Source organism: Bradyrhizobium viridifuturi (assembly GCF_001238275.1).
Taxonomy (GTDB): Bacteria; Pseudomonadota; Alphaproteobacteria; order Rhizobiales; family Xanthobacteraceae; genus Bradyrhizobium; species Bradyrhizobium viridifuturi.
In genome coordinates, this window is record NZ_LGTB01000007.1 from 52,186 (window position 1) to 77,197 (window position 25,012).

At 64.7% G+C, this 25,012-nt stretch carries 20 protein-coding genes, 1 other RNA gene and 4 pseudogenes; 11 read left to right on the forward strand and 14 right to left on the reverse strand.

What is annotated here, in order from left to right; all coding sequences use genetic code 11:
• Positions 1-59: 59 nt before the first annotated feature.
• The 4 genes from ALC15_RS08215 to ALC15_RS08230 form a co-directional block, all read right to left on the reverse strand.
• Positions 60-638: a thioredoxin family protein gene (locus ALC15_RS08215; RefSeq protein WP_050626805.1), complete on the reverse strand. Its 579-nt coding sequence runs from the start codon at positions 636-638 to the stop codon at positions 60-62.
• Between the two features lie 18 nt (positions 639-656).
• Entirely contained in the window at positions 657-1,352 is a 696-nt protein-coding gene (locus ALC15_RS08220) for a cytochrome c biogenesis CcdA family protein (protein WP_050626806.1), read from the reverse strand.
• A gap of 413 nt (positions 1,353-1,765) precedes the next feature.
• Positions 1,766-2,377 carry a sigma-70 family RNA polymerase sigma factor gene (locus ALC15_RS08225; RefSeq protein WP_050626807.1) on the reverse strand — a complete coding sequence of 204 codons (612 nt, stop codon included), beginning with the start codon at positions 2,375-2,377 and terminating at the stop codon, positions 1,766-1,768.
• Between the two features lie 245 nt (positions 2,378-2,622).
• Complete coding sequence (locus ALC15_RS08230) at positions 2,623-3,714, reverse strand: acyltransferase family protein (RefSeq protein WP_050626808.1); 1,092 nt, start codon at positions 3,712-3,714, stop codon at positions 2,623-2,625.
• Between the two features lie 217 nt (positions 3,715-3,931).
• On the opposite strand from ALC15_RS08230, the pseudogene hrpB reads away from it, so the two are divergent.
• The 3 genes and pseudogenes from hrpB to ALC15_RS08245 all read left to right on the forward strand — a co-directional run bounded on the left by hrpB (position 3,932) and on the right by ALC15_RS08245 (position 8,857).
• A pseudogene (gene hrpB, locus ALC15_RS08235) lies at positions 3,932-6,399 on the forward strand (ATP-dependent helicase HrpB).
• Between the two features lie 301 nt (positions 6,400-6,700).
• Complete coding sequence (locus ALC15_RS08240; RefSeq protein WP_050626809.1) at positions 6,701-8,167, forward strand: NCS1 family nucleobase:cation symporter-1; 1,467 nt, start codon at positions 6,701-6,703, stop codon at positions 8,165-8,167.
• A 177-nt stretch (positions 8,168-8,344) separates the two neighbouring features.
• Positions 8,345-8,857, forward strand: a complete 513-nt coding sequence (locus ALC15_RS08245; RefSeq protein ID WP_094193760.1) for a TIGR02281 family clan AA aspartic protease — start codon at positions 8,345-8,347, stop codon at positions 8,855-8,857.
• 279 nt (positions 8,858-9,136) lie between these two features.
• Here the strand turns inward: ALC15_RS08245 and ALC15_RS43215 are convergent, their stop codons facing one another.
• Both ALC15_RS43215 and ALC15_RS08250 read right to left on the reverse strand, forming a co-directional pair.
• A complete protein-coding gene (locus tag ALC15_RS43215; protein WP_128089474.1) occupies positions 9,137-9,403 on the reverse strand; it encodes a hypothetical protein in 267 nt (88 codons plus the stop codon).
• A 228-nt stretch (positions 9,404-9,631) separates the two neighbouring features.
• Entirely contained in the window at positions 9,632-10,288 is a 657-nt protein-coding gene (locus tag ALC15_RS08250; RefSeq protein ID WP_128089475.1) for a hypothetical protein, read from the reverse strand.
• 150 nt (positions 10,289-10,438) lie between these two features.
• Between ALC15_RS08250 and ALC15_RS43220 the strand changes: the two genes are divergently transcribed.
• Complete coding sequence (locus ALC15_RS43220; protein WP_128089476.1) at positions 10,439-10,693, forward strand: hypothetical protein; 255 nt, start codon at positions 10,439-10,441, stop codon at positions 10,691-10,693.
• 327 nt (positions 10,694-11,020) lie between these two features.
• Positions 11,021-12,519, forward strand: a pseudogene (locus ALC15_RS08255) (phosphomannomutase/phosphoglucomutase).
• A gap of 376 nt (positions 12,520-12,895) precedes the next feature.
• On the opposite strand, the gene ALC15_RS08260 reads toward ALC15_RS08255, so the two are convergent.
• The 6 genes and pseudogenes from ALC15_RS08260 to ALC15_RS08285 form a co-directional block, all read right to left on the reverse strand.
• Positions 12,896-14,362 carry a methyl-accepting chemotaxis protein gene (locus ALC15_RS08260; protein ID WP_050626811.1) on the reverse strand — a complete coding sequence of 489 codons (1,467 nt, stop codon included), beginning with the start codon at positions 14,360-14,362 and terminating at the stop codon, positions 12,896-12,898.
• Positions 14,343-14,645 carry a hypothetical protein gene (locus ALC15_RS08265; protein ID WP_050626812.1) on the reverse strand — a complete coding sequence of 101 codons (303 nt, stop codon included), beginning with the start codon at positions 14,643-14,645 and terminating at the stop codon, positions 14,343-14,345. Before ALC15_RS08265 ends, ALC15_RS08260 begins: the two co-directional genes overlap by 20 nt.
• Positions 14,646-14,737: 92 nt before the next feature.
• Entirely contained in the window at positions 14,738-15,238 is a 501-nt protein-coding gene (locus ALC15_RS08270; protein ID WP_016848075.1) for an Lrp/AsnC family transcriptional regulator, read from the reverse strand.
• Positions 15,239-15,314: 76 nt separating this feature from the next.
• Positions 15,315-16,261: pseudogene (locus tag ALC15_RS08275) on the reverse strand (sugar kinase).
• 165 nt (positions 16,262-16,426) lie between these two features.
• Positions 16,427-17,377, reverse strand: a complete 951-nt coding sequence (nudC, locus tag ALC15_RS08280) for an NAD(+) diphosphatase (RefSeq protein ID WP_050626813.1) — start codon at positions 17,375-17,377, stop codon at positions 16,427-16,429.
• Between the two features lie 6 nt (positions 17,378-17,383).
• Positions 17,384-17,803 carry an HIT domain-containing protein gene (locus ALC15_RS08285; RefSeq protein ID WP_050626814.1) on the reverse strand — a complete coding sequence of 140 codons (420 nt, stop codon included), beginning with the start codon at positions 17,801-17,803 and terminating at the stop codon, positions 17,384-17,386.
• A 111-nt stretch (positions 17,804-17,914) separates the two neighbouring features.
• On the opposite strand from ALC15_RS08285, the gene ffs reads away from it, so the two are divergent.
• The 5 genes and pseudogenes from ffs to ALC15_RS08305 all read left to right on the forward strand — a co-directional run bounded on the left by ffs (position 17,915) and on the right by ALC15_RS08305 (position 21,485).
• Positions 17,915-18,011: signal recognition particle sRNA small type (gene ffs / locus ALC15_RS41125), an RNA gene on the forward strand.
• Positions 18,012-18,121: 110 nt separating this feature from the next.
• Positions 18,122-19,962: pseudogene (locus ALC15_RS08290) on the forward strand (DNA polymerase III subunit gamma/tau).
• Positions 19,963-19,983: 21 nt separating this feature from the next.
• A complete protein-coding gene (locus ALC15_RS08295) occupies positions 19,984-20,304 on the forward strand; it encodes a YbaB/EbfC family nucleoid-associated protein (protein WP_050626815.1) in 321 nt (106 codons plus the stop codon).
• Entirely contained in the window at positions 20,305-20,910 is a 606-nt protein-coding gene (recR, locus tag ALC15_RS08300; RefSeq protein ID WP_021079588.1) for a recombination mediator RecR, read from the forward strand.
• A gap of 146 nt (positions 20,911-21,056) precedes the next feature.
• Positions 21,057-21,485, forward strand: a complete 429-nt coding sequence (locus ALC15_RS08305; protein WP_094193761.1) for a hypothetical protein — start codon at positions 21,057-21,059, stop codon at positions 21,483-21,485.
• A 160-nt stretch (positions 21,486-21,645) separates the two neighbouring features.
• Here the strand turns inward: ALC15_RS08305 and ALC15_RS08310 are convergent, their stop codons facing one another.
• Entirely contained in the window at positions 21,646-23,013 is a 1,368-nt protein-coding gene (locus ALC15_RS08310) for an AmpG family muropeptide MFS transporter (protein ID WP_050626816.1), read from the reverse strand.
• Positions 23,014-23,105: 92 nt separating this feature from the next.
• Positions 23,106-24,314, reverse strand: a complete 1,209-nt coding sequence (locus ALC15_RS08315) for a DNA recombination protein RmuC (protein WP_050626817.1) — start codon at positions 24,312-24,314, stop codon at positions 23,106-23,108.
• 170 nt (positions 24,315-24,484) lie between these two features.
• Between ALC15_RS08315 and def the strand changes: the two genes are divergently transcribed.
• Positions 24,485-25,012, forward strand: a complete 528-nt coding sequence (gene def / locus ALC15_RS08320; protein WP_024578808.1) for a peptide deformylase — start codon at positions 24,485-24,487, stop codon at positions 25,010-25,012.

The window sequence follows — 25,012 nt, forward strand, 5'->3', positions numbered from 1 at the left end:
ATCCCCGGCGTGGACCCTACCACGCCGGGGATGACGACAATACAGGACGGAACGTCCAATCAGCTATTGGCGTTGAGCAGCCGGGCGACGGTGCGGTCGATCTCGTCGTACTGGCCCTCGCCGGCATGCTGGAAGACGATCTTGCCGTTCTGGTCGATGATGTATTGCGCCGGCCAATACTCGTTGTGGTACGCGTTCCAGGTCTGCGAATTGTTGTCCTGCGCCACCGGGTAGAGGATGCCGTGCCGCTTCAGCGCCGCCTGTACGTTGGTGGCCGAATGCTCGAACGGGAATTCCGGCGTATGAACCCCGATCACGACGAGGCCGCGATCCCGGTACTTTGAATAAAGTTGGGTGACATGCGGCAGCGTGTTGACGCAGTTGACGCAGCCATAGGTCCAGAAATCAACCACCACGACCTTGCCGCGCAGGTCGGCAAGCCTGAGCGGCTGCGAGTTGAACCAGTTGCTGATACCGGCGAATTCGGGCGCGGTCTGGCTCTGTTCAGTCGTCATGGCAACTGCGCGCGGCACCGGCTGTGCCGGTGCATCGGATTCGGTGCAGAGGCCGGGGATCACGGCGCCGCCGAGGCCAAGGGCAGCGACGAGGGCTGATACGGCGAGCAAGCGGACGGGCATCGATGTCTCCTTTGCGATTCACAGGCCGATCTGGCCGTTGGGATAGAACTGGGTCAGCCACGCCACGATCAGTGTGTCGTATTGCAGGTAGGACAGCGCGGCGAAGCCGATGATCACGACGCCGAAGCCCTGCTGTAGGCGCGGCGCGATCCGCGCCATGCTGCGCACGCGGGTGGTGACGGCCTGTCCGCCATAGGCGATGGCAAGCATCGGGATCGCGGCGCCGACCGCGTAGGTGATGAGCTGCAGGCTCGCCCACGCCGTGTCCTTCGAAGTCGCGACGATGGTCAGGATCGAGCCCAGCACCGGACCGGCGCACGGCGTCCACACCAGGCCGAGCGTCGAGCCGAGCAAAAAGCCGCCGAACAGGCTTTGCGACGGCATGGTCTGACTGAAGCCGCCAGCGGCACCGGTCAGCCGGATCGCCAGCCATTCGAACGGCGCCGGCCAGATCATCAGCAGGCCGAAGCCGGCGAGCAGGACGGCTGCGCCGGTCCGCAGCACGTTCGGATCGAAATCGAAGGCGCGCGTGATCGCGCTCAGCAGCAATGCCACGGCAGAGAATGACATCACGAAGCCGAGCGCGATCATCGCGGGCCGCGCCTTGCCGGTCTGGCCTATCGATACCCCAAGCAGAATCGGCAGCATCGGCAGGGTGCAAGGGGCAGCGACGGTGGCGACACCGGCAAGCAGGGCAAGAGCAAGGCTGAGCATCGTCGTCCGTCCATCAGAAGTCCCGGCGCGCCAGAGGGCCGTGCCGGGTACGCCTGATGGTCTTCGCTGGGGCGGGGCGGCCGTTACGGCGGAGCCATCGCAGGCGCCGTCACGTCCGTGTGAGACAAGCCGTGATCGGCTTCGCGACCATGCGCCAGAAACAGAGCGACCCGGCTGGGGGGCATCCCGGCCGGGTCGTTGGAGGTTTACTTGGGAGGTTAGAACTAGGGAAGTCTCGAAACTGAGTCAGTCACTTGGGTTGGGGTTGCGTCGTTGGATATCGGTATAGAGATCGCGTTTTTCCGGGTGATGTCGTCGATTGTTTCAATTGTTTCGTCGCCTGACTTTTTTGGCTTCGTGGACAATTGCCCGGGCTCCTCAATCTCCTTCTAAGTAACTGAATTTGCTTAGCTTTATGCCGCGACGCTGTCCACGCCGGCGCCCCTCAGGAGGTCGGCGAGCTGCTTGCGGGCATAGAACATGCGGGTCTTCACCGTGCTCTGCGGGATCCCGATGATCTGGCCGGCCTCCTCGACCGACTTCTCATGGTAGTAGACCAGATTGATGATCTCGCGGTGGGCCGGCGACAGCTTGGCGACGCAGGCGCGCAGGATCTCGCTGGTGGTGGCGCGATCGAGCGAGGTTTCCGGCGTGTCGGCGCCGTCGGCGATCTCCAGCACGTCGTCCTGGTCGATGTCCTCGTGCTTGCGCTGGCGCAGCGCGGTCAGCGCCTTGAAGCGGGCGATCGAGAGCAGCCAGGTCGAGACCTGCGAGCGGCCCTCGAACTGGGCCGCGGTGCGCCAGACGTCCAGGAACACCTGGCTGACCAGATCCTCGGCCATGGTGGTGTCGCGCACCATGCGCAGCACGAAGCGGTAAACCCGGACGTTGTGACGGGCGTAGAGCGTGTGCATCGAGGTGCGGTCGTTCTTGGCGATACGCGCGAGCAGCATTTCATCCGAGGTCGCGCGAGCAGCGTCGATGTGCTTCTTGGCTGCAGAGTTGATGGCGATGACGTTCGGCATGACAGGCTCCCAGTTCGCCGTTGGGCGGCGGTTCGTTGGGAGAAAGCTAGTTAGCGCCCGTTTCCGGATGTCTGCGCCAAAAGCGGAAAATGGTTTCGTGACCGGGAGAATTGTTTCGTCGCAGCCCGGGCGACGAAACATTCGCGGCCAAAAGGCCTGTCATTTCAATGCACGGAAAATTCGAACGGTCGAATCCGGCCCTTGGGGAACGAATCCGGCTTATGACTTTCGGCACTACCTGCGGTCTATTCGGCCGCCTGCAAAGCGGGCGTTGCCTTTTTCGGGGCAATCCAGAACGCATCGGGCCGCTCGAACAGGAAATTGGCCCGGACCGCCAGCGCCAGCCGCCAGATCAGCAGCGAGCCGGCAACGCCGACCGCGGTCACGATCAGCGAAATCAGGCCGATGTCGGGGATGACGTCGAACCGCAGCAGAACCGTGCGGGTCGCAGCCATCGGCAGGAAGAAGGCGAGGTAGATCACGATCGAGTGCTCGCCGCAGAAGCGCAGGAAGCCGAGCCATTGCGCCCGCGCCAGCAGCGTGCCGGTCACGATGATCGCACAGGCACCGGCAAAGCCGAGCACCAGCGAGACAACAGGCCACTCGCTGACATCGAGCGCAACCAAACCGCCATTGACGAGCGCCCAGAGGCCAAGCCCGAGCAGCGCCAGCGCAGGCCGCGATCGCGCACGGTCCGACAGCGCGAACACATGATCGGCCAGCATATAGCCGGTGTAGAAATAGACGAAACGGGCGCTGAACTCGTCGATCACGTACCAGCCGGTCGTGACGTGCGCCGACTCCAATGCGGCTGCGATCAGCCAGATGATGAGCGGGTGGACGTTGCGCGTCAGCTTGGTGACGACGAAGAAGATCGGCAGCAGATAGATGAACCACAGCGTGCCGAACGGCTGGACGAAGGATTCGAGGTATTGCAGTCCGGCCTCGGCCCAGCCGGCCTCGGCAGCTATCAGCGGTGCCTTGAAGCCGAACTGGATCGTCACCCACAGCACGTAGAAATAGGCGAAGTGCATCACCTTGCGGTCGAGATAGGTGCGCCAGTCGCGATCGATCACCACCGAGAGGAACAGTCCCGAGATCAGGAAGAAGTCCGGCATCCGGAACGGCTTCGCGAACATCACGACATAATGCATGAAGCCGGTCTGGTCGGCGGCCTTCTCGACCCCCAGCACAGAGTGCATCATCACGACCATGATGATGCAGATGCCCTTGGCATAATCGACCCAATCGACACGCGCGGCCGCGTTCCCAAGGGATCGATCAAGTGATCGACCGAGGGAACGATCTGTCGCAGCGACTGTGCCGTTTGTGGTCATCCTTGTCCCGTTTCGGCGAAATCGGGCCTATCATCGACCCGACCGGTTGCTTTCTCCTTTATCAATACAAAGGATGTGCCAGCGAACCCTGGGCTCTGTCCCCGGTTCCCTGGACCGGGCGAATGGTCTAAGAGGCCTGGAAATCCTAAGAGAATCCGACGTTCGTTAACCACGGGACGCAGGGTTGGCTGAGTGCCGTGGCCTGCGATGAGACTCCTTGCCGCACCAATTCGATAGCCCGCTGCCGATCGACGCCGTGCTCGATGAGCTCGACCGCACGCTCGATCGCCACAACGCTGCCGTGCTGGTGGCGCCGCCGGGCGCCGGCAAGACCACGCGCGTGCCGCTGGCGCTGCTCGATGCACCCTGGGCCAAGGGCAAAAAGATCATCGTGCTGGAGCCGCGCCGCATCGCCGCGCGCGCCAGCGCCGAGCGGATGGCGAAGACGCTTCGTGAGCGCCCCGGGGAGACCGTCGGCTATCGGGTGCGGTTCGGCTCGAAAGTGTCGCGCGCGACGCGGATCGAGGTCGTCACCGAGGGCATCTTCTCGCGCCAGATCCTCGACGATCCCGAGCTCAATGGCGTCGCCGCGGTGCTGTTCGACGAATTCCACGAGCGTTCGCTCGATGCCGATCTTGGCCTGGCGCTGGCGCGCGACGCGCAGATCGGCCTGCGCGAGGACCTGCGCATCCTCGTGATGTCGGCAACGCTCGACGGCGCGCGGGTCGCAAAGCTGCTCGGCGATGCGCCCGTGGTCGAGAGCGAGGGCCGCGCCTTTCCGGTCGAGACCCGCTATGTCGGCCGCAAGGTCGACGCGCCGGTCGAGCGGCAGATGGCCGAGACGATCGCGACCGCGCTGCGCGCCGATGCCGGCTCGGTGCTCGCCTTCCTGCCGGGCGCAGCGAGATCCGCCGCACCCAGACCTTCCTCACCGAGCGCGTGCACGATGCCTCGGTCGAGATCGTGCCGCTGTTCGGTGCGCTCGACGCCGCCGTGCAGGACCGCGCCATCGCGCCGGCGCCGAAGGGCATTCGCAAGGTGGTGCTGGCGACCTCGATTGCCGAGACCTCGCTGACCATCGAAGGCGTGCGCATCGTGGTCGATTCCGGCCTCGCGCGGGTGCCGCGCTACGAGCCTGACATGGCGCTGACCCGGCTCGAGACGGTGCGGGCCTCGCGCGCCGCGGTCGATCAGCGGCGCGGCCGCGCCGGCCGTATCGAGCCCGGGATCTGCTACCGGCTCTGGGACGAGCCGCAGACCGCGTCGCTGCCGGCCTATACCGCGCCCGAGATCCTCTCCGCCGATCTGTCATCGCTGGTGCTCGACCTCGCGCAATGGGGTGTCAGCGATCCCTCAGGCCTCGCCTTCCTCGATCCGCCGCCGGGACCGGCGCTGAAGGAAGCGAGATCGCTCTTGTCCGAACTCGGCGCCCTCGACGCAGCCGGCCGGATCACCGAGGAGGGTCAGAGCCTGCGCGCGCTGGCGCTGCCGCCGCGGCTGGCGCGCATGATCGTGGATTCCGCCCGCTTCGGCATGGGCGAGGAGGCGGCCGAGATCGCCGCCGTGCTGACCGAGCGCGGGCTTGGCGGCGACAGCGTCGATCTCGACGTCAGGCTCGACCAGTTCCGCCGCGACCGTTCGCAGCGCGCCTCGAGCGCCCGCAGCATGGCCGCGCGCTGGGCCTCGCAGGTGAAGGCGGCGGTGAGCGAGCAGAAGGATCTCTCCACCGGCGTCATGCTGGCCTTCGCATTCCCGGATCGCGTCGCGAAGAACCGCGGCAATGGCAGCTTCGTGCTGGCCAACGGCCGCGGCGCGGCCGTCGAGCAGACCGCGGCGCTGGCGCGGCTGCCCTATATCGCGGTCGCCGAACTGACCGGCACGGCGGCGAGCGGCCGCATCCTGCTGGCGGCGCCGATCACCCAGGACGAGATCGAGCAGCGCTTCGCCGACCAGGTCGAAAACGTGGAGGAGGTGACGTTCGACCGCGGCGCGATGGCGCTGCGCGCGCGCCGCCGGCGTTCGCTGCACGCGATCACGTTCTCGGAAGCGCCGATGTCGCTCAAGCCATCGGGCGAGACCGCGCGGGTGTTCGCCGACGGCCTGATCGCTGCGGGTCTCGACCGCCTGCCGTGGTCGAAGCAAGCAAAACAATGGCGCGATCGGGTGATGTTCCTGCGCAAGGCCGAGGACGACAGTTGGCCCGATCTGTCCGACGCCGCGCTCGCTGCACGCGCCGACGACTGGTTGGTACCCGCGCTCTACGACAAGACGGCGCTGAAGGATCTGTCGGCCGGTGACCTGTCGGACGCGCTGATGGCGCTGCTGCCGTGGGAGCTGCGCGCGCGGCTCGATCGCGAGGCGCCGACGCATTTCGAGGCGCCGACCGGAACGCAGCTTGCGATCGACTACGAGGCCGAACAGGGCCCGACCATTGCCGTCAGGTTGCAGGAGCTGTTCGGGCTCAACACCCATCCCTCGATCGCCAGGGGTGCGGTGCCGCTGGTGCTGGAGCTGCTGTCGCCGGCGCAGCGGCCGGTGCAGGTGACGCGCGATCTGCCCGGCTTCTGGCGCGGCAGTTACGCCGCGGTGCGTTCCGACCTGCGCGGCCGCTATCCGCGCCATCCCTGGCCGGAAGATCCCGCCAGCGCGATGCCGACCAGGCGGGTGAAACCGCGCGGCACTTGAGGTCTTTTGAGTTCCTCATGACCCGTCATCCTGAGAGAATGTGACCCATGAGCGGCACCAAACATTCAGTGTCGTCCCTGCGAAAGCAGGGACCCATAGCCACAGGGTTGGGTCGTTGAAGACCGCTGTGGCCACAGCATCGCGTAACTATGACCTTTAGTGGTTATGGGTCCCTGCTTTCGCGGGGACGACAGATCGGAAGGATTCACACCTCGGAGGTCTGGGCTGGCGAGCGCTAGCAAACAGTGGTTAGATTTGCGGGCTGGGATGGGATCACGGGCTCGCAATTGGGGAGGCCGCCATGAACCTCGAAAATCCTGAGATCAAGAACGCATCGCCGTCGCTGTACAACGAGGATCTGGCGCCGGCCAAAGAACGCAACTGGGGCGCCTTCAGCATCTTCAACGTCTGGACCTCCGACGTTCACAGCCTCTGGGGCTATTACCTCGCCGCCAGCCTGTTCCTGCTCTGCGGCAGCTTCGTCAATTTCATCCTCGCGATCGGTGTCGGCTCGCTGGTGATCTTCGTGCTGATGAGCTTGATCGGCAATGCCGGGGTGCGGACCGGCGTGCCCTATCCGGTGTTGGCGCGGGCCTCGTTCGGGGTGTGGGGCGCCAACATCCCGGCGCTGGTGCGTGCCATCGTCGCCTGCTTCTGGTACGGCGCGCAGACCGCGGCGGCATCAGGGGCGATCGTCGCGCTCTTGACGCGGATCGATAGCTTCAAGGCGTTCCACCAGTCGAGCCACATGCTCGGCCATTCCACGCTCGAGGTGATCTGCTTCGTCGTGATCTGGGCGTTGCAACTCCTGATCATCCAGCGCGGCATGGAGACGGTGCGCCGCTTCCAGGACTGGGCGGGACCCGCGGTGTGGCTGATGATGCTGATCCTCGCGATCTATCTCTGCGTCGTCGCCGGCGGCATCTCGCTCACCGCGCCGATCCCGCAGGATGTGCTGCTGGAGAAGACCAAGGAGGCCGGCGTGCCCGGCGTGCCCGGCTCGTTCCCGGCGCTGTGCGCCGTCGCCGCGACCTGGATCACCTATTTCGCCGCGCTCTATCTCAACTTCTGCGACTTCTCGCGCTACGCGCCTGACGTCAACGCGCTGCGCAAGGGCAATATCTGGGGCCTGCCGGTCAATCTGATCCTGTTCTCGCTGGTCGCCGGCGTCACCACGATCGCAGCGTTCAACGTCTATCACGAGGTGCTGCTGCATCCCGACCAGATTTCGGCGAAGTTCGACAGCTGGTTCCTGGCGCTGCTCGCCGCCGTCACCTTCGCGGTCGCAACGCTCGGCATCAACGTCGTCGCCAATTTCGTCTCGCCGGCGTTCGATTTCTCCAACGTGTTTCCGCGGCAGATCGACTTCAAGAAGGGCGGCTACATCGCGGCGCTGATCGCGCTGGCGCTGTATCCGTTCGCGCCCTGGGAGGGCAGCGCGGCCTCGTTCGTCGGGCTGATCGGCGCGACCATGGGGCCGATCTACGGGATCATGATGGTCGACTATTATCTGATCGCGAAGGGCCGCGTGAACGTGCCGGCGCTGTATCAGGAACACGGCGAATATCGCTTCCAGAACGGCTGGAACGTCAGCGCGCTGATCGCAGCCGCGGTCGGCGCCCTGTTCTCGTCGGTGCTGCCGAATTTCACCTCGATCCTTCCGGCCTGGTGGGCGGTCTATGGCTGGTTCTTCGGCGTCACCATCGCCGGCGCGGTCTATTACGCGCTGCGCGTAGCGATGCCGAGCCCGGTCGCCAGGACGGCCTGAGAGGCCGCCTGCGGGCGGCAAATCGGGCGGCCGATATCATTCGGCCGCTTCAATGGGCTCGCATTAACCCTTCGCTCATCCTTTTCGCCAAAATGGCATTCTCGCGCTGCCGCCCTCGCTCGCGGCGGGGCGTTCGGCGTGGTGAAATTGCGTGTTCGGTTTTCCGAGTATGGTGTCATGCGTAACCTGATGATTTTCGCGGCCATCCTGATCGGGCTGGGCACCTTCATGGCCCAGATGGCCAGCAAGATGTCGCCCGCCGCCGCGACCACCGCAAAGCAGACCATCGCTCCCGCCGTTACGGTGGCGCAGGCCAGCGCCCGCACGTTCAGCATTGCGCCCGACCCGCGCGGTCATTTCGCGACCGACGGCCGGATCGACGGCCAGCGCATCAACTTCATGGTCGACACCGGCGCCTCCGTGGTGGCCCTCAACGAGACCTCGGCTGCGCGCTTCGGCCTGCGTCCGGTGCCGGGCGACTACACCTCGCGCGTCACCACCGCCAACGGCACCATCAAGGCCGCACGCGCCCATATCGCCATGATCGAGATCGGCGGCCTCACCGTGCGCGACGTCGACGCGCTGGTGCTGCCGGACGAGGCGCTGTCGGAAAACCTGCTCGGCCTGTCCTTCCTGTCGAAGCTCAAGCGCTTCGAATACGCCAACGGCAAATTGTTGCTGGAGCAGTAAGGCCGATTGGCATCAAAGCCTATCCAAGTCTTCCGCTGGATGTCTTTCTCCGTGATGCGGATCGTCTCCTCAGAACGGCAGAAAATTCCGCTGATACTGAGGAGGGTGGACATCCGAGGAGCCTCGAGGGAGCTCAGGGCGGCGCTGCTTGTTCACATTTTGGGAATGAGAGGGCATCGAGTCGATCTTCGCAACGGCGCGGCATTTGCGCCAGACGTCCGCGGACAACATCAGACCTGAAGCGCCTTCGCAGAGTGTCGAGCCGATCTCCCGGCGTGCTCACCGCAAATCCCTGCTGCACTTTCTAATATAGTCGGGCGGATCGTCGAGATTCGGGCATCGCACGACCTGATCGCAAAAGACTTCGTCACCGTGTTTGAATATCAAGACTTTTAAACGCTCGTCTCTCTCCGTCGGCTTCCCAATAATAGCTATGCCTAGACCGCGATCGTCACCTGATAGCGACACCTCATCTACGCCAAAAGCAAAAACGGATAGACACTCTTTCGGCACATCGGTCCATTGCCCATTGTGCTCGATGCGCATCGACCGTTCCAGGCCTACCCCAAATCCTTTTTTTCCGGGTTTCGGTCGCAAACTGCGTTGAGGGTGCGAAGTTCGATCTTCGCAAGATTCCCGCCTTGTTGATTTTTGAAAGTCAATGTCACGACATCCGGCTTACACCAGGGGCCGGAGTTTTGCCTTGCATACCGTTGAACTGGAGAGCAGAAGGCATAACGCTCCGGCGAGCGCGAGCATTTTCATCGGCATGACTCAATATTTGTATCGATTCCAATCAGGCATTCTCGACCCCGTTGGCTTGCCGTGAAGCCAATACAAATAGCTCCCATCCCAAGATCCAACCCACGCTCGATAATCTGGAGTTTTCTGGGAATAGGCTTTCGCGTTGTCTATATCTCCATCACTTTCAAGCTGATTTTCCCAGTGCATGTGCCCACGTGCCACCGCACCGCTGTCGCCACGCCCCACACCACCGCCGAGCGCGCCGTCTTGGAATCCACGCGCTATCTGATCGTAGTAATATAGTCCGTTGCGCTTATGAATTTCCACGCTCAACTCCGGGATGAAGCCCCTCCTCTTGGTCTCTTCCGGGTAATGTTGGGTACCAAGGTCTATCATTTCCTTGCGGGCAGCGTCCCATGCGCGTTCCGCGCTCTCGAAACCGATCCCCGCATTGCGGCTCGGATAGTCACCACCTTCGTCGCCGCCGAAACGCTTGATGCCGACGATGCCACCCGATCCGCTGGGGCTGTTGCCAGTCGCCGGCCCGTTGAGGCCGGGTTGACCGGCTCCTGTCGCAGGCTGTTGCAGTTGGGTTTGCGGCTGTGGCTGCTGGTTGAGCCGGTGTCGGCGGCTGTTGAAACTGCGCCTGTTGAGCAGGGCCATCCGCGGCGAACGGATCGTGGTCAACGGGAACGAGCGAGTAGTCATCGAAGTCCGGCTGATGGTCCACCGACACCAGAGAGTAATCAGGCATGATCATCACCTACAGATATTGCGGACACGTCGGATGAGCCCGTGCGTGATCGCACCTCGCGGAGAGGGCTGGGTTGGCTTTGGATGTTTGAAGGCAAGTGCTTGAAGGCAAAGTGCTTGAAGGATGGCTTGCGCAATGGCGTGGAAGTGTCGCTTCCGGCTCGGCTTGCCCATCGTCTTCGCCAGGCGCCCGTCTGTCGGTGGGGCGGCCCTGGCTATCAGCCAGTTAGGCTAGCTGCGGCGGCCAATTTCGGCGCGCTCGGCAGTCTGATGCAAAAAGCCCGCAGCGGCTTTTCCGGTGCGGGCTCAATTGTTGCGATGATGAAAATGTATCGGTGAGTTGCCCGACGTGTCAACTCTTCGACGCGCAGATTTGTTCGACAGGCAGATTGCAGAGCGGCGGGAGAAGCTGGAATAACAACCGCACGGCAATGCCTGTCCTTGCCTGGCGCCACCCCTGCAGAAACCATGGGTCGGAGCGATGAGCAGTCAGGCAGCTCGCAGGGCACAACAGCGCGGCGGATTGCGCCGGCGTGCAAGTCTTTCGCCGACGCCAAATCTGCCGTAATTATTCGCCACAAGCCGTCAATCCCGCCTTCCGCTGCGGCGATGCATTCGCTAAAGCCAGCGGCATTGTTCCTCCGCATTTCCACGAGGCCGTTTCTGATGTTTCCGAAGCCGAAATCCGCGCTGGTCCCGAACACCTATGCCTTCGAATCCGAGCCGATGGTGAAGTCGACCGGGTTTCGCGAGTACGACGCGCGCTGGCTGTTCAACAAGGAAATCAACCTGATGGGCGTGCAGGCGCTGGGCATGGGGCTCGGCGCGCTGATCGCGGAGCTCGGCGTCAAGCAGGAGATCGTCACCGGGCATGATTTCCGCGGCTACTCGGCCTCGATCAAATACGCGCTGATCTCGGGTCTGATGGCGGCGGGCTGCAAGGTGCACGACATCGGGCTCGCGGTGACGCCGATGGCGTATTTCGCGCAGTTCGATCTCGACGTGCCCTGCGTCGCGATGGTCACCGCCTCGCACAACGACAATGGCTGGACCGGCGTCAAGATGGGTGCCAACCGTCCGCTCACCTTCGGCCCCGACGAGATGACGCGGCTGAAAGAGATCGTGCTGAATGCCGCATTCAACAACAAGGCCGGCGGCTCCTACCAGTTTCACGAGAACTATCCGGCGCGCTACATCGCCGACCTCACCAGCCGGCCGAAGCTGAAGCGCAAGCTGAAGGTGGTGGCGCCTGCGGCAACGGCACCGCGGGCGCGTTCGCGCCGCAGGTGCTGGAGGCGATCGGCTGCGATGTGATCCCGCTCGACACCGAGCTCGATCACACCTTCCCGAAATACAATCCGAATCCGGAAGACATGGAGATGCTGCACGCGATCCGCGATGCGGTGCTGGCGCACAAGGCCGATGTCGGGCTCGGCTTCGACGGCGACGGCGATCGCTGCGGCGTGGTCGACAACACCGGCGAGGAGATCTTCGCCGACAAGGTTGGCGTCATGCTGGCGCGCGACATGTCGGCGATCAACGCCAACGCACAGTTCGTCGTCGATGTGAAGTCGACCGGGCTGTTCGTGACCGACCCCGTGTTGCAGAAGCAGGGCGCCAACACCGTGTACTGGAAGACCGGGCATTCCTACATGAAACGCCGCACCAACGAGCTCGGCGCGCTCGCCGGCTTCGAGAAGTCCGGCCACTTCTTCTTCAACAAGCCGTTCGGCCGTGGCTATGACGACGGCCTGGTGTCGGCGATCGCGATCTGCGAGATGCTCGACCGTGCCCCCGGCAAGTCGATGGCCGACCTCAAGGACGCGCTGCCGAAGACCTGGTCGTCGCCGACGATGTCGCCGCATTGTGCCGACGAGGCGAAGTACGGCGTGGTCGATGCCGTGGTGAAGCACTTCGAGACACTGCAGCGGAACGGCGCGCAGGTCGCGGGGCAAGGCATCCGCGATCTCGTCACCGTCAACGGCGTCCGCGTCACGGTCGCGGACGGCAGCTGGGGCCTGGTGCGCGCGTCCTCGAACAAGCCGGAGCTCGTGGTCGTGGTGGAAAGCCCGGTCAGCGAGCAGCGCATGCGCGACATGTTCGAGGCGATGGATTCGGTGCTGCGCACGCATCCCGAGGTCGGCGAGTACAATCAGAAGATCTGAGGCGGCCCTTTTCCGCAAGCCGACTCGTCATCGCCGCTTTCGCAGGCGACTACACCGCGTTGCTTGGCGGGCGATGCCAAATCAAATTCGATGTCGTCCCTGCGAAAGCAGGGACCCATAACCACCGAAGTTCATTGTTGCGCGACGCCGGAATGACGAGTCCCATCAATCGCATCCGCTGCAGCGTATGGGTCCCTGCTTTCGCAGAGACGACAAGCGGACGGAGTCTTGATCCTCCACACCTGTCATTACCCGGCTTGACCGGGTGATCCAGTATTCCAGAGACGGTCGTGATTGAGCCGAGAGGCCGCGGCGTACTGGATCGCGCGGTCAAGCCGGGCGATGACGGCGCGGTAGGTCGCCGATCTTACCTTCCTCACGCCGCCCGCAGCGAGGCCAGGAAGCGGTCGAGCTCGGCCTTCAGCCATTCGGACTGTGAGGTCAGGCCGTTCGCCGCGTCGAGCAGTTGCGCGGTGGCGCCGCCGGCCTGTTCGGAGGCGCGGTTGACGTTGAGGATGCCCTTGTTGACGTCGCGGGTGCGATCGGCGGCCTGCTGCAGATTGCTGGAGATCTCGCGGGTCGCAGCGCCCTGCTGATCGACCGCGGCCGCGATCTCGCCGGAGACGTGGTCGATTTCCGCGATGGTGGTCCCGATGGTCCCGATCGCGCTGACGGCGGCGCCGGTCGCGTTCTGGATATCCTGGATCTGAACCGAGATCTCCTCGGTCGCCTTGGCGGTCTGATTGGCCAGCGCCTTGACCTCGCTCGCGACGACCGCAAATCCGCGGCCGTGCTCGCCGGCGCGCGCCGCTTCGATGGTTGCGTTCAGGGCGAGCAGGTTGGTCTGGCTGGCGATGTTCTGGATCAAGGTCACCACCTCGCCGATCTTCTGGGTGCCGGCGGCAAGTCCCTGCACCACGCTGTTGGTGCGGCGCGCCTCGTCGGCGGCCTTGGCGGCGATCCGTGCCGAGCGCGTCACCTGCTCGGCAATGCTGTTGATCGAGGCCGTCAGCTCCTCGGTTGCCGACGCCACGGTTTCGACGTTGCTCGAGGCCAGCGTCGATGCGGAGGCGGCCGCGGTGGCCTGGCGGATGGTTTCCGCGTTGCTGCCGTTCATCGTCGTCGACAGGCCCTGCATCGCGTTCGCCGCCACCGCGACGGCTTCGACGACCTCGCCGATCTTGCGCTCGAAGCCGGCAGCCAGTTCGCGCCGCGCGGCATCACGATTCTGCTTGGCTCGTTCGGCCTCGATGCGGTCGGCATTGGCGCGGGCTTCGGCGGCGCCGGCGGCCTCGGCCTCTGCCGCCTTCAGCGCCGACATCCTGAACAGCTCGGCAAGCGTGTGCGCCAGCCAGATCAGCACGCCGGCCTCGATCAAGAGGATCACGGCGTGCAGGACGACGCGGCCGAAATCGGCGCCGCCGGGATAGATCGCAGCCGGCAGGATGAAGTTCAGCGTCAAATGGTGCAGGGCGACCGCCGCGGTGCCGGCGACGATCGGCCGGTAGTCGCAATAGGCGACCAGGCACGCCAGCGCGGCGAAGAAGTACATGTGCATGTCGACCTGCCAGCGGTGACCGGCGAACTGGTAGACCAGCATCGACACGCCGGCCATCAGGGCCACGGCAACGATCAGGCGCGTCGAAACGCCGTTCCCCGACAGGCGCCACGAGGCCGTCGCCGTCACCGCCATCGCCACCATGAAGCCGGTCGGGATCAGCCAGTCGGTGTGCAGCGTGATGCCGACGATGATCGCGATCGGAACGTGCAGCCAGAGCACCACGAGCAGGATCTTGCTGGCGGTCTCGCGCAGTGCGGCCATTTCATCGCCTTCGAAGGTCATCCCCAACCCCCAGATCGTCGTCCGACTTGAAGCAGCCGGCGATCGCCTGCGGATCCATGGCCAGCAGCGCGCCCGCCTCGTACAGCCGGCGCAGCCCGCCATTGCGGTCAGGCCGCACCACCAGCAGGGCCGGGATCGCGGTCATCCGAACGATCGACGCATTGGCGGAAGCGGCGGCCAGCAGCGCGCGCTCGGCGCGCCACCACGGCGGAAACGCCAGCCGCGCCCAGCCATGCGGGCCGTCGCCTCGCTGGGATGATCTCCCCCGGCACCATGGCAGCACAATACCGCTGCCGGTGCTAACTTCTGGTAAATGCCGCGCCGGCGGACTACCTGGGGGCGTATCGACGTTCGTATGAAATGGTGCGGCGGCGTTTACGCCGCGGGCACCGGAAGCGCGGTCACCGACTTGATCTTCTCCATCGCAAAGCGCGAGGTGACGTTTTTCAGCGGCACGGCACTGATCAGCTTCTTGTAGAACACGTCATAGGCCTGCATGTCGGCGACCACGACGCGCAGCATGTAGTCGACGTCGCCGGCCATCCGGTAGAACTCCATCACCTCGGGCATGGCGCTGACGGCGTCGGCGAATTTGCGCAGCCAGGCTTCCGAATGGTCGGCGCTCTCGACCGAGACGAACACCGAGATCCCGAGCCCGATCTTGTTCTGGTCGACCAGCGCCACGCGGCGCAGGATCACGCCGTCGGCCTCGAGCCGCTGGATGCGCTTCCAGCACGGCGTCGACGACAGCCCGACCCGGTCGCCGATCTCGGCGACGGAGAGCGAGGCATCCTCCTGCAACACGGTCAGGATCTTGCGATCGATCGCGTCGAGGCGGCGGCTGTTGTCATGAAGCTGAATGGCGACATCGGTCATAGAAGAAAGTTCCACATGAAGGTTCAAACTCCCTCATATAGAGAAAAATCTTCCAAATCAAGCGGGTCGTGACCGCTCAGGCCGGCCGGGCGTCGGCGTGTTCGCCCAAAAAGGCTTCAACTTCAGTACGTTGCGGTGCGGCATAAGCGCCGCCGAAGCGGGTGCATTTCAGTGCTGCGGCCGCGGACGCAAAGCGCAGCGCCTGCCGCAATTCCTGCTTCTCGGTGATGGCGAGGGCAAACGCGCCGTGGAAGACGTCACCGGCCCCGAGCGTGTCGACGGTATGGACCGGGAAGGCCGGGCTCTCCTCAAGCTCGCCCTTCTCATTGAGAAAGATCGTGCCCTTCGGGCCGCGGGTGCCGGCCAGGAAGGAGGGGGTGAGCTTGGCGAGCTTTTGCAGCGCCTGGCCGTCGTCGGTGACGTCGGCGGTCTCCTGCAGCGGCTCGCTGGGAACACCAGATGCGAGGAGGCGGTCAGCAGCCCTTCCCGCATCGACATCGCGCGGTCGACGTCGACCACGACAGGAATCCCGCGTTTGACGGCCTCTGCGCACAGCTCGGTGCAGAACGGCGCGCAGCGGCTCTCGGTCAGGATCGCCGCGCAATCCTCCAGCAGCAGCTCGGTCGGCGGCAGCTTGACCTTCCAGAGCTCGGGATCGCGGAAGGTGACGATGGTGCGCTCGCCGGTGTCGTCGATCATGATCGCCGAGATCGGGGTGACCAGGTCCGGCATGTGGATCAGATGGTTGGTCTCGATGCCTTCCTCGGCGAGCTTGTCGAAGATGAAGCGGCTCGAGGTCTCCCGCGAATCGCCCATCGGCCCGCAGATCGAGGCGCGGCCGCCCAGCCGGACGATGCCGATCGCGGCGTTCAGCGCATTGCCGCCGCAGATCTCGTCGAAATGCGTCGCATTCTCCTTGGAGCCGCGCGCCGGAACGTTGACGCGGAAGGTGAGGTCGCGCACCGGCAGGCCGATGCAGAGGATGCGGGGCGGGACTTTCGGGGCGCCGTCTTGAAAATTCATGCAGGGATCCGTCGCAATGGTTCCAAGCGCGATGATCGTCATCGCGCTCTAGCTCATTGTTTGAGCACGATCTTTTCGGAAAACCGCTTCGCACTTTTCCGGATCATGCTCCCACTTACACAATCAGTGTCCGAATTTAATCGGCAGAACGAGGTCCGGTTCCCGCTATTGGTCCAACGGATTCCGGTGGTGCACCCAGCGGCCGAGCAAATGATGGGCAATCGCGAACGGATGCGGGCCGGCGAGGCCGTCGGGGTGCTGGCGCTTCAGCATCAGCGTCGCCTCGGCATGGTCGAACCAGCGCGCATCCTCGAGCTCGGAGCGGTCGACCACGATGTCCTCGTTGGTCGCCCGCGCGGTGCAGCCGATCATCAGTGATGACGGGTAGGGCCAGGGCTGCGTCATGTAATAATTGACGTCGGTGCAGCGGATGCCGCTTTCCTCGAAAATCTCGCGCCGGACCGCATCCTCGATGGTCTCGGCGGCTTCGACGAAGCCGGCGAGGCAGGAGTACATCCCGGGCATGAACTGCTTCTGGCGGCCGAGCAGCACCTTGTCGCCCGATGTCACCAGCATGATCACGACCGGATCGGTGCGCGGAAAATGCTCGGCCTTGCAGCTCGGGCATTCGCGCTTCCAGCCGCCCTCCCGCATCGCCGTGCGGGTGCCGCAATTGGCGCAGAAGCCGTGGCGCTGATGCCAGGTCACCATCGATTTCGCCATCGCGATCGCCGACAGCTGCTCGGGCGGCACCACGCCCTGCATCGCCATGCCGCGCAATTCGGTGATCGCAACATCGCTGCGTCCGACCAGCTTCTCGGCCGCCTGCGGCGCGATCCCCATGCCGAAGATCGGCGCGGCATCGCGCAACCCTAAGAAGATCGTGCCGGGATTGGCGCCGTAGCTGCGGGCTTCTTCCAGCGAGAGCAGCGCGCGGGCGCCGCCATCCTCCTGCTTCACCACAAGCGAGTCGCGATAGATCACATAGGCGCGCGCCTCGCGGTGGCCCTCCAGCGCGAACAGTTTTTCGTCATTGCTGCGCAGATGCGCGGCGCGGTCGAGCACATGGGTGACGAAGGCCGGCTGGCCGAGCGGAAATGAATCGGATGCAGACATTGAATTTCAACCCAACCAGATCTTGCGGCGAAGCGCGCTGATGAAATTCTGCACTTCCTCGGCGTCATGCGCCAGCGGCGGCATCACGCCCCAAACGGGACGCGGCCATGCAGCGTCGCTGGTGCGGCGGGCGACGACGTGGACGTGAAGCTGCGGGACGAGGTTGCCGAGCGCCGCGACATTCAGCTTGTCGCATTTGGTGACCTCTTTCAGGGCCCGCGAGACGCGGGTGATCTCGGTCATCAGCTGCGCCTGCTCGACCTCGTCGAGGTCGATAATCTCGACCGCGCCGTCCCGCCGCGGCACCAGCAGCAGCCAGGGATAATGCGCATCCTTGATGACGAGCACCTTGCACAGCGGCAGGTCGCCGATGTCGATGGTGTCTTTCTTGAGCTGCGAATGCAGCGACCAGTTGGAGGCGGGCATGGAGGGCAAGTAATGCCTTTCCGTGTTCCCAGACAAGCCCCACAAAGCCGGCCTCACAAAGCCGGGTCAGGCCGCTTGCTTTCCGGCGCTTTTGGCCCCAAATAGGGACCGGGAGATTGGCGGTGGACGAGCCACTCGCCAACCGGGTCAGGTCCGGAAGGAAGCAGCCCTAACGAGGTCCGGATCGGGTCGCTCGTCAGTCTCCTACCTGTTTTTTCCGAGCGAATCGCGCTGGAATGGCGGTCTCCGCGCCCGGCGCTCGATTTCGGCTCCCATCCGCACGCCGGCTGAAGAGACACCCAAGTTGCGGATCGACGCATGAATGACGCTGGCGACCCCTCCCGACCGTCCGACGGCGCTGGCCAGAGCGGCTTCGATCTCGGCGGGGCGCCGGACGCCAACAAGCCGTACCGCGTCCTCGCCCGCAAATACCGCCCTTCCAGTTTCGAGGACCTGATCGGCCAGGAGGCCATGGTCCGCACCGTCTCGAACGCGTTCGAGACCGGGCGGATACCGCAGGCCTGGATCCTCACCGGTGTCCGTGGGGTCGGCAAGACCACCACCGCCCGCATCCTCGCCCGCGCCTTGAACTATGAGAAGCCGGACGGCTCGGTGAAGGGGCCGACCATCCACATGCCCGACCTCGGCGTGCACTGCCAGGCGATCATGGAAAGCCGGCACATGGACGTGCTGGAGATGGACGCCGCGTCCCACACCGGCGTCGACGATGTCCGCCAGATCAATGACAGCGTGCGCTATGCGCCGGCGAGCGCGCGCTACAAGGTCTACATCATCGACGAAGTCCACATGCTGTCGACGGCGGCCTTCAACGCCTTCCTGAAGACGCTGGAGGAGCCGCCGGAGCACGCCAAGTTCGTGTTCGCCACCACCGAAATCCGCAAGGTTCCGATCACGGTGCTGTCGCGCTGCCAGCGCTTCGACCTGCGCCGCGTCGAGGCCGACGTGCTGATGAAGCATCTCGGCAACATCGCGGCCAAGGAAGGCGTCGAAGTCGAGCCAGAGGCGCTCGGCATCATCGCCCGTGCGGCCGAAGGTTCGGTGCGCGATTCGCTGTCGCTGTTCGACCAGGCGATCGCGCATGCCGCGGGCAATGTGAAGGCCGACGCGGTCCGGCAGATGCTCGGCCTTGCCGACCGCACCCGCGTGATCGACCTGTTCGATTCGCTGGCGCGTGGCGATATCGCCGCTGCCTTCGCCGAGTTTCGCGCGCAGTATGATGTCGGCGCTGATCCGGTCGTGGTGCTGTCCGATCTTGCCGAGTTCGTGAACTTCGTCACCCGCGTCAAGTTCGTGCCGGCGACCGCCGACAATGTCGCGTTCGGCGAGACTGAGCGGACGCGCGCGCGCGAATTCGCCGCCAAGCTGTCGACGCGGGTGCTGTCGCGGATGTGGCAGATGCTGCTCAAGGGCATTGCCGAGGTGCAGACCGCGACGCGCCCGGCGGCTGCCGCCGAGATGGTGCTGGTGCGGATCGCCTATGTCGCCGACCTGCCGACGCCGGATGAAGTGATCCGGATGATCGAGCAGAACGGCGGCGGCGCGGCGTCCGCGACATCAGGTTCCGCCGCATCGTCATCGCCACGCGGCGCGCCGGCTTCGGCGATATCGGCAATGCCGTCGGCGCCGGTGCGCGCACCGCAGGCTGGCCCGCGCGCCGATCTCGCTGCGCGTCCGCAGATGGCATCGCCGGTCGCCGATGCCGCGCCGGTGCTGCGGGTCACGAGCTTTCCGCAGCTGATCGCGCTCGCCGGCGAGAAGCGCGACATCATGACCAAGAGCGCGCTGGAGGCCGATGTGCGGCTGGTGCGCATCGAGGACGGCCAGCTCGAGATCGCACTCGAGCCGAAGGCGCAGCGCGCGCTCGTCACCGATCTGCGCGCAAGCTCGAATTGTGGACCGGGCGGCGCTGGACCGTGATCATTTCCAACGAGGCCGGCCAGCCGACGGTGCGTTCGCAGAACGAACAGGCGCGCAGCGAGCATCAGCGCGCGGCCGAGGCCGATCCGCGCGTGCAGGAGGTGCTGGCGCGCTTTCCGGGCACCAAGGTGGTCGAGGTCCGCCGTCTTGCCGCAGAGGTTCCGGTGGCGGATGCGACTGGCGAAGACCCGATTGAAACTTCCGACAGCGACGACGATTGATCTGATTACAGGAACGCACGCATGGCTGATTTTCTCGGCATGATGAAGCAGGCAGCGCAGCTGCAATCCAAGATGCAGGAGATGCAGGAGCAACTCGGCAATGTCGAGGTCGAAGGCATTTCCGGCGGCGGCCTGGTCGCGGTGCGCATGACCGCGAAGATGGAAGTGAAGGGCGTCAAGATCGATCCGTCGCTGATGAAGGCGGAGGAGCGCGAGGTGCTCGAGGATCTCCTCGTCACCGCGCATGGCGATGCCCGCCGCAAGGCGGAGGCCGCGATGCAGGAGAAGATGGCGGCGCTGACCGGCGGACTCGGCCTGCCACCGGGACTTGGTCTCACCTAAATGGCCGCAAGCGTCGCCGGCCCCGAGATTGAACGCCTGATCCAGTTGCTGGCGCGGCTGCCGGGCTTAGGTCCGCGTTCGGCGCGGCGCGCGGCGCTGCACCTGATCAAGAAGCGCGAAGCGCTGATGACACCGCTGACCGCGGCGTTGCAGGTCGCGATCGACAAGATCCAGGTCTGCAAGACCTGCGGAAACATCGATACACAAAATCCCTGCACGGTGTGCACCGATCCGCGCCGCGATCCCTCGATCATCGTGGTCGTCGCCGACGTCGCCGATCTCTGGGCGCTGGAACGCGCCAATGCGACCAATGGCCGCTATCACGTGCTCGGCGCAACGCTGTCGCCGCTCGACGGCGTCGGTCCGCAGGATCTCACCATCGACCAGCTGGTGGCGCGCGCCCATGCGCCTGAGGTGACCGAGATCATTCTGGCGTTGAATGCGACCGTCGATGGCCAGACCACCGCGCATTACATCACCGACCTGTTGTCGGAGGCCAATGTGCGGGTGACGCGGCTGGCGCATGGCGTACCGGTCGGCGGAGAGCTTGATTATCTCGACGAAGGTACGCTATCCGCAGCCATGCGGCAGCGTACGCTGTTCTAGCAAGCGATCCAGGGCCGGACCCGGCTGATTTTGCCAAGCGATCCGTCACAAGTCGAAAAGATCGCGCCGAAACAAAATGATAGGGTGGATGACGATTCGAGGATGGTCATCCACGCTCTGACGAATCAAATACGGAACACCTGAAAATGACAACACACCGATTCGGCGCACGGTTCGGCTTTGCGTTTTTGGCGGCGACCTTGGTCGCGCCGTGTGCGATCGCGCAACAGAGCGACGCGCCGCAGAAGCCCGGCAAGATGATCCATGCCGGCGACGTGCTGTCGGGGGAACTCGGCGTCATGAAGGTGCGCGATGCCAAGAATCGCGGCAAGCGCGTCGCGACCTACCAGATCACCAGCGAGCCGCGCCGCCTGCCGCCGCCGAACGGTCTGTGCAATCTCGAAACCGGGCCGGAAACCTTCCAGCTGGTTCCGACCAACGACGCCCAGGCCGCGCAGCTCAAGAGCCTCTCCGGCAGGGCCATCTCGGTGAAGGTCGACGAGGTCGCCTGCGCCAAGGATGCCGGCGAGATGAGCGAAGCCATCGTCACCAAGTGGAGCGTGGTGGCGAAGTAGGTCTCATCGAATCGAGAACTATCCGCATCGTCGTCCAGGCGAAAGCCAGGACCCATTACCCCAACTGTCGGTTATTGCGCGACGCTGCGGCCAGAATCCCTGTCACGACCAGGTGCGGTGGTTATGGGTCCTGGCTTTCGCCAGGACGACGCGGGGAGAGCTAAACCCGCACCGGCCCCAGCTCATCAAAGTGCCCGCGCCGCTGCAGCCAGGCCAGCAGGATCAGGCTCGGGATCGCGACCAGCACGCAGATCACGAAGAACGTCTGCCAGCCGACCGCCTTGGCGACATAGCCCGCGCCCGATGACAGATAGGTGCGGCCGACTGCCGCGAGCGCAGTCAGCAGCGCGTACTGGGTCGCGGTGTGCAGCGGATTGCGGCACAGCGCCGACAGATAGGCGACGAAGATCACGGTGCCGATCGCGCTGGTGAAATTCTCCGCCGTGATCGCGAGCGCCAGCGCCCATTGATCGACACCGACATGGGCGAGCCAGGAGAACGACAGGTTGGCGACCGCCTGCAGCACGCCGCCGATCCAGAGGCTCTGCGCAAGCGAATAGCGCCGCGCCACGAAGCCGCCGGCAAAGCCGCCGATCAGGGTCGCGGCAAGGCCGACGCCTTTCACGATCGCCGCGTAGTCGACCTTGGAAAAGCCGATGTCGATCACGAACGGCGCGGTCATGGTGCCCGAGAACGCGTCGGTGAATTTGAACAGCACCACGAAGGCGAGCGCCGCGAAGGCATCCTTGCGGCTGAGGAACTCGGAGAACGCGCCGAGCGCCGCGTGCAGCACGCGCTCGGCGGCGTTCTGCGCATGCGTGGCGGCCTCCGCGCCTTTCGATTGGGCGGGCTCGGTCGCGGCAAGCGCGGTAACGATGCCGATCACGACCAGCGCGGCCATCACCACATAGCCCCACATCCACGCCGACGGGCGCGCGAGCCCGGCGGATTCGAAGCCGCTGACGATGAACAGCGCGCCGGCGGTCGAGACCAGCATGCCGACCCGATAGGCCGCGACATAGGACGCCATGCCGGCGGCCTGCTCGCTCTCGGGCAGGCTCTCGACGCGGAAAGCATCGACCACGATGTCCTGCGTCGACGACGCCGTTGCGACCAGCAGCGCGGCGAAGGCCGCAAACCATGGCGACCGCGCCGGATCGGCCACCGCCAGCACCAGGATCGTCGCGATCAGCACCAGCTGCGAGAGCAGCAGCCAGCCACGGCGGCGTCCGAAAACCTGCGTGAACAGCGGCACATGCAGCGCATCGACCAGCGGCGCCCAGAGGAATTTCAGCGTGTAGGGCGTGCCGATCAGGGCCAGCAGCCCGATGGTGCCGAGATCGACCCCGGCCTCCTTCATCCATACCTGCAGCGTCGAACCCGACAGCGCCAGCGGCAGCCCCGAGGAGAAGCCGAGCAGCAGCACGATCAGCACCCGCGGCTGCAAGTACACGGCGAAGCTGTCGCGCCAGGAGGTGGCGGCGGAGGGCTTTTTCGGCTGGGGCGCGGTTGCTTCGGGCGCGATCATGCCCTCCTGTTAGCAGATTCGAGCCGCAAAGACGGTGTCATCCCCGGTCAAGCCGGGCGATGACACCGACTAGGAGGTGAGATCAGTGCCAACTACTCCCCCGCCTGCAGCTTGCGCGGGGCGGGGAACAGGTCGGTCGCGCTGGGCTTGACGAAGCGCGGCACCTCGATCGGGGTCTCGGACTTGCTGAAGTCGAGCTCCTCGATGCGGCCGGCGCGCTTCTCGATCTTGTCGGCGGAGATCAGGATCTGCCTGACGTCCTCGTTGACCTGGCCGAAATGGGTCTGCAGCTTGAGCACGCGCTCGCGCAGGCGGCCGAGGTCATCGCCGAGGTGCATCACCTCGTTGCGGATCTGGTCGGCGGCGTCGCGGATGCGGGCGTCCTTCAGGATCTGCTGCATCACCTGGATCGCCAGCATCAGCAGCGACGGCGACACCAGCACGACGCGGGCGCGATAGGCCTTCTGGATCACGTCGTCGAAGCCGTCATGGATTTCGGCATAGACCGATTCCGACGGCACGAACATCAACGCGGTGTCCTGGGTCTCGCCCGGGATCAGGTACTTCTCCGCGATGTCGCTGACATGCTTCAGCACGTCTGCGCGCAGCCGCTGGCTGGCGAATTTGCGCTCCTCGTCACTGCGCGCGTCGTGCAGCGCGGTCATCGCCTCCAGCGGAAACTTCGCGTCGATGCAGAGCGGGCGCTGGTCGGGCAGGAACACGACACAGTCCGGCCGCTTGCCCGATGTCAGCGTATACTGGAACTCGAACGAGCCCTTCGGCATGCCGTCCTGGACGATCGCCTCCATCCGCGCCTGGCCGAAGGCGCCACGCGACTGCTTGTTGGCGAGCACGTCGCGCAGTGTCGTCACCTGGGTGGTGAGCTCGTTGAGGTTCTTGTGGGCGTGATCGATGATGCCGAGCCGCTCGTGCAGCGCGCGCAGCGAATCCATCGTGTTGCGGGTCGATTGTTCCATCGACTGGCCGACCCGGTGGGTCACCGAATCCAGCCGCTCGTTGACGGCACGGGCCATCTCGGCCTGGCGGCCGGCCAGCGCCAGCGCCATCGCGTCGACCCGTCCGGAGGATTCGCTCTGGGCCCGCAGCATGTCGGCAAGCCGCTCCTCCAACTCGTCGGCGCGAATGGCCTGGGCCATCGCGAGTTCCGCGCCGCGCCGGCTTCCGCGCGCGATCACCACGGCGATGGCGAACAGCAGGACCAGCGCCAGCGCGCCGAGGCCGATCAAGGCGTCCGAGACGCGGACCGGGAGGTCGCCAATCGTGAGCAGAATCTCGTTCATGCCGGTCCTTGTAGCCGATTCGGCGTCGCCATCGAACGAAAAGGGAACGGTTATAGTAAACACTCCCTTAAATTCCTTGGTTAACGTCGCGTGAAGAAACGTGGTTAAGGCCGCCTTAACAGGTTCCTGAGCGCATTGACCGCATCAGGCCCGCAGCTTAAATCGCCGCCATGGCATTAAGAGAAATCATCATCCTGCCGGACAAGCAGTTGCGGCTGGTGTCGAAACCGATCGAGAAGGTGACGCCGGAGATCCGCAAGCTCGCCGACGACATGCTCGAGACCATGTATGACGCGCCCGGCATCGGGCTCGCGGCGATCCAGGTCGCGCAGCCGCTGCGGCTGATCACCATGGATCTCGCCAAGCGCGACGAGAACGGCGAGACCACGCCGCAGCCGCGGGTGTTCATCAATCCGGAGATCATCTCGCATTCGGAGGAGCTGTCGGTCTACGAGGAGGGCTGCCTGTCGATCCCCGAATATTACGAGGAGGTCGAGCGTCCGGCGCGGGTGCGCCTGCGCTTCATAGACCTCGACGGCAAGCTGCATGAGGAGGATGCCGAGGGGCTCTACGCCACCTGCATCCAGCACGAGATCGACCATCTCAACGGCGTGCTGTTCGTGGACTATCTGTCGAAGCTGAAGCGCGACCGCGTGTTCAAGAAATTCGAGAAAGCCGCCAAGCGCGCGGCGGAGTAG

Excerpts from the sequence above, each read along its gene's own strand:
- ALC15_RS08215 (WP_050626805.1), bottom strand. The coding sequence starts at position 638 with ATGCCCGTCCGCTTGCTCGCCGTATCAGCCCTCGTCGCTGCCCTTGGC.
- ALC15_RS08220 (WP_050626806.1), bottom strand. The coding sequence starts at position 1,352 with ATGCTCAGCCTTGCTCTTGCCCTGCTTGCCGGTGTCGCCACCGTCGCT.
- ALC15_RS08225 (WP_050626807.1), bottom strand. The coding sequence starts at position 2,377 with ATGCCGAACGTCATCGCCATCAACTCTGCAGCCAAGAAGCACATCGAC.
- ALC15_RS08230 (WP_050626808.1), bottom strand. The coding sequence starts at position 3,714 with ATGACCACAAACGGCACAGTCGCTGCGACAGATCGTTCCCTCGGTCGA.
- ALC15_RS08240 (WP_050626809.1), top strand. The coding sequence starts at position 6,701 with ATGAACCTCGAAAATCCTGAGATCAAGAACGCATCGCCGTCGCTGTAC.
- ALC15_RS08245 (WP_094193760.1), top strand. The coding sequence starts at position 8,345 with ATGCGTAACCTGATGATTTTCGCGGCCATCCTGATCGGGCTGGGCACC.
- ALC15_RS43215 (WP_128089474.1), bottom strand. The coding sequence starts at position 9,403 with ATGCGCATCGAGCACAATGGGCAATGGACCGATGTGCCGAAAGAGTGT.
- ALC15_RS43220 (WP_128089476.1), top strand. The coding sequence starts at position 10,439 with ATGTTTGAAGGCAAGTGCTTGAAGGCAAAGTGCTTGAAGGATGGCTTG.
- ALC15_RS08260 (WP_050626811.1), bottom strand. The coding sequence starts at position 14,362 with ATGACCTTCGAAGGCGATGAAATGGCCGCACTGCGCGAGACCGCCAGC.
- ALC15_RS08270 (WP_016848075.1), bottom strand. The coding sequence starts at position 15,238 with ATGACCGATGTCGCCATTCAGCTTCATGACAACAGCCGCCGCCTCGAC.
- nudC (WP_050626813.1), bottom strand. The coding sequence starts at position 17,377 with ATGTCTGCATCCGATTCATTTCCGCTCGGCCAGCCGGCCTTCGTCACC.
- ALC15_RS08285 (WP_050626814.1), bottom strand. The coding sequence starts at position 17,803 with ATGCCCGCCTCCAACTGGTCGCTGCATTCGCAGCTCAAGAAAGACACC.
- ALC15_RS08295 (WP_050626815.1), top strand. The coding sequence starts at position 19,984 with ATGGCTGATTTTCTCGGCATGATGAAGCAGGCAGCGCAGCTGCAATCC.
- recR (WP_021079588.1), top strand. The coding sequence starts at position 20,305 with ATGGCCGCAAGCGTCGCCGGCCCCGAGATTGAACGCCTGATCCAGTTG.
- ALC15_RS08305 (WP_094193761.1), top strand. The coding sequence starts at position 21,057 with ATGACAACACACCGATTCGGCGCACGGTTCGGCTTTGCGTTTTTGGCG.
- ALC15_RS08310 (WP_050626816.1), bottom strand. The coding sequence starts at position 23,013 with ATGATCGCGCCCGAAGCAACCGCGCCCCAGCCGAAAAAGCCCTCCGCC.
- ALC15_RS08315 (WP_050626817.1), bottom strand. The coding sequence starts at position 24,314 with ATGAACGAGATTCTGCTCACGATTGGCGACCTCCCGGTCCGCGTCTCG.
- def (WP_024578808.1), top strand. The coding sequence starts at position 24,485 with ATGGCATTAAGAGAAATCATCATCCTGCCGGACAAGCAGTTGCGGCTG.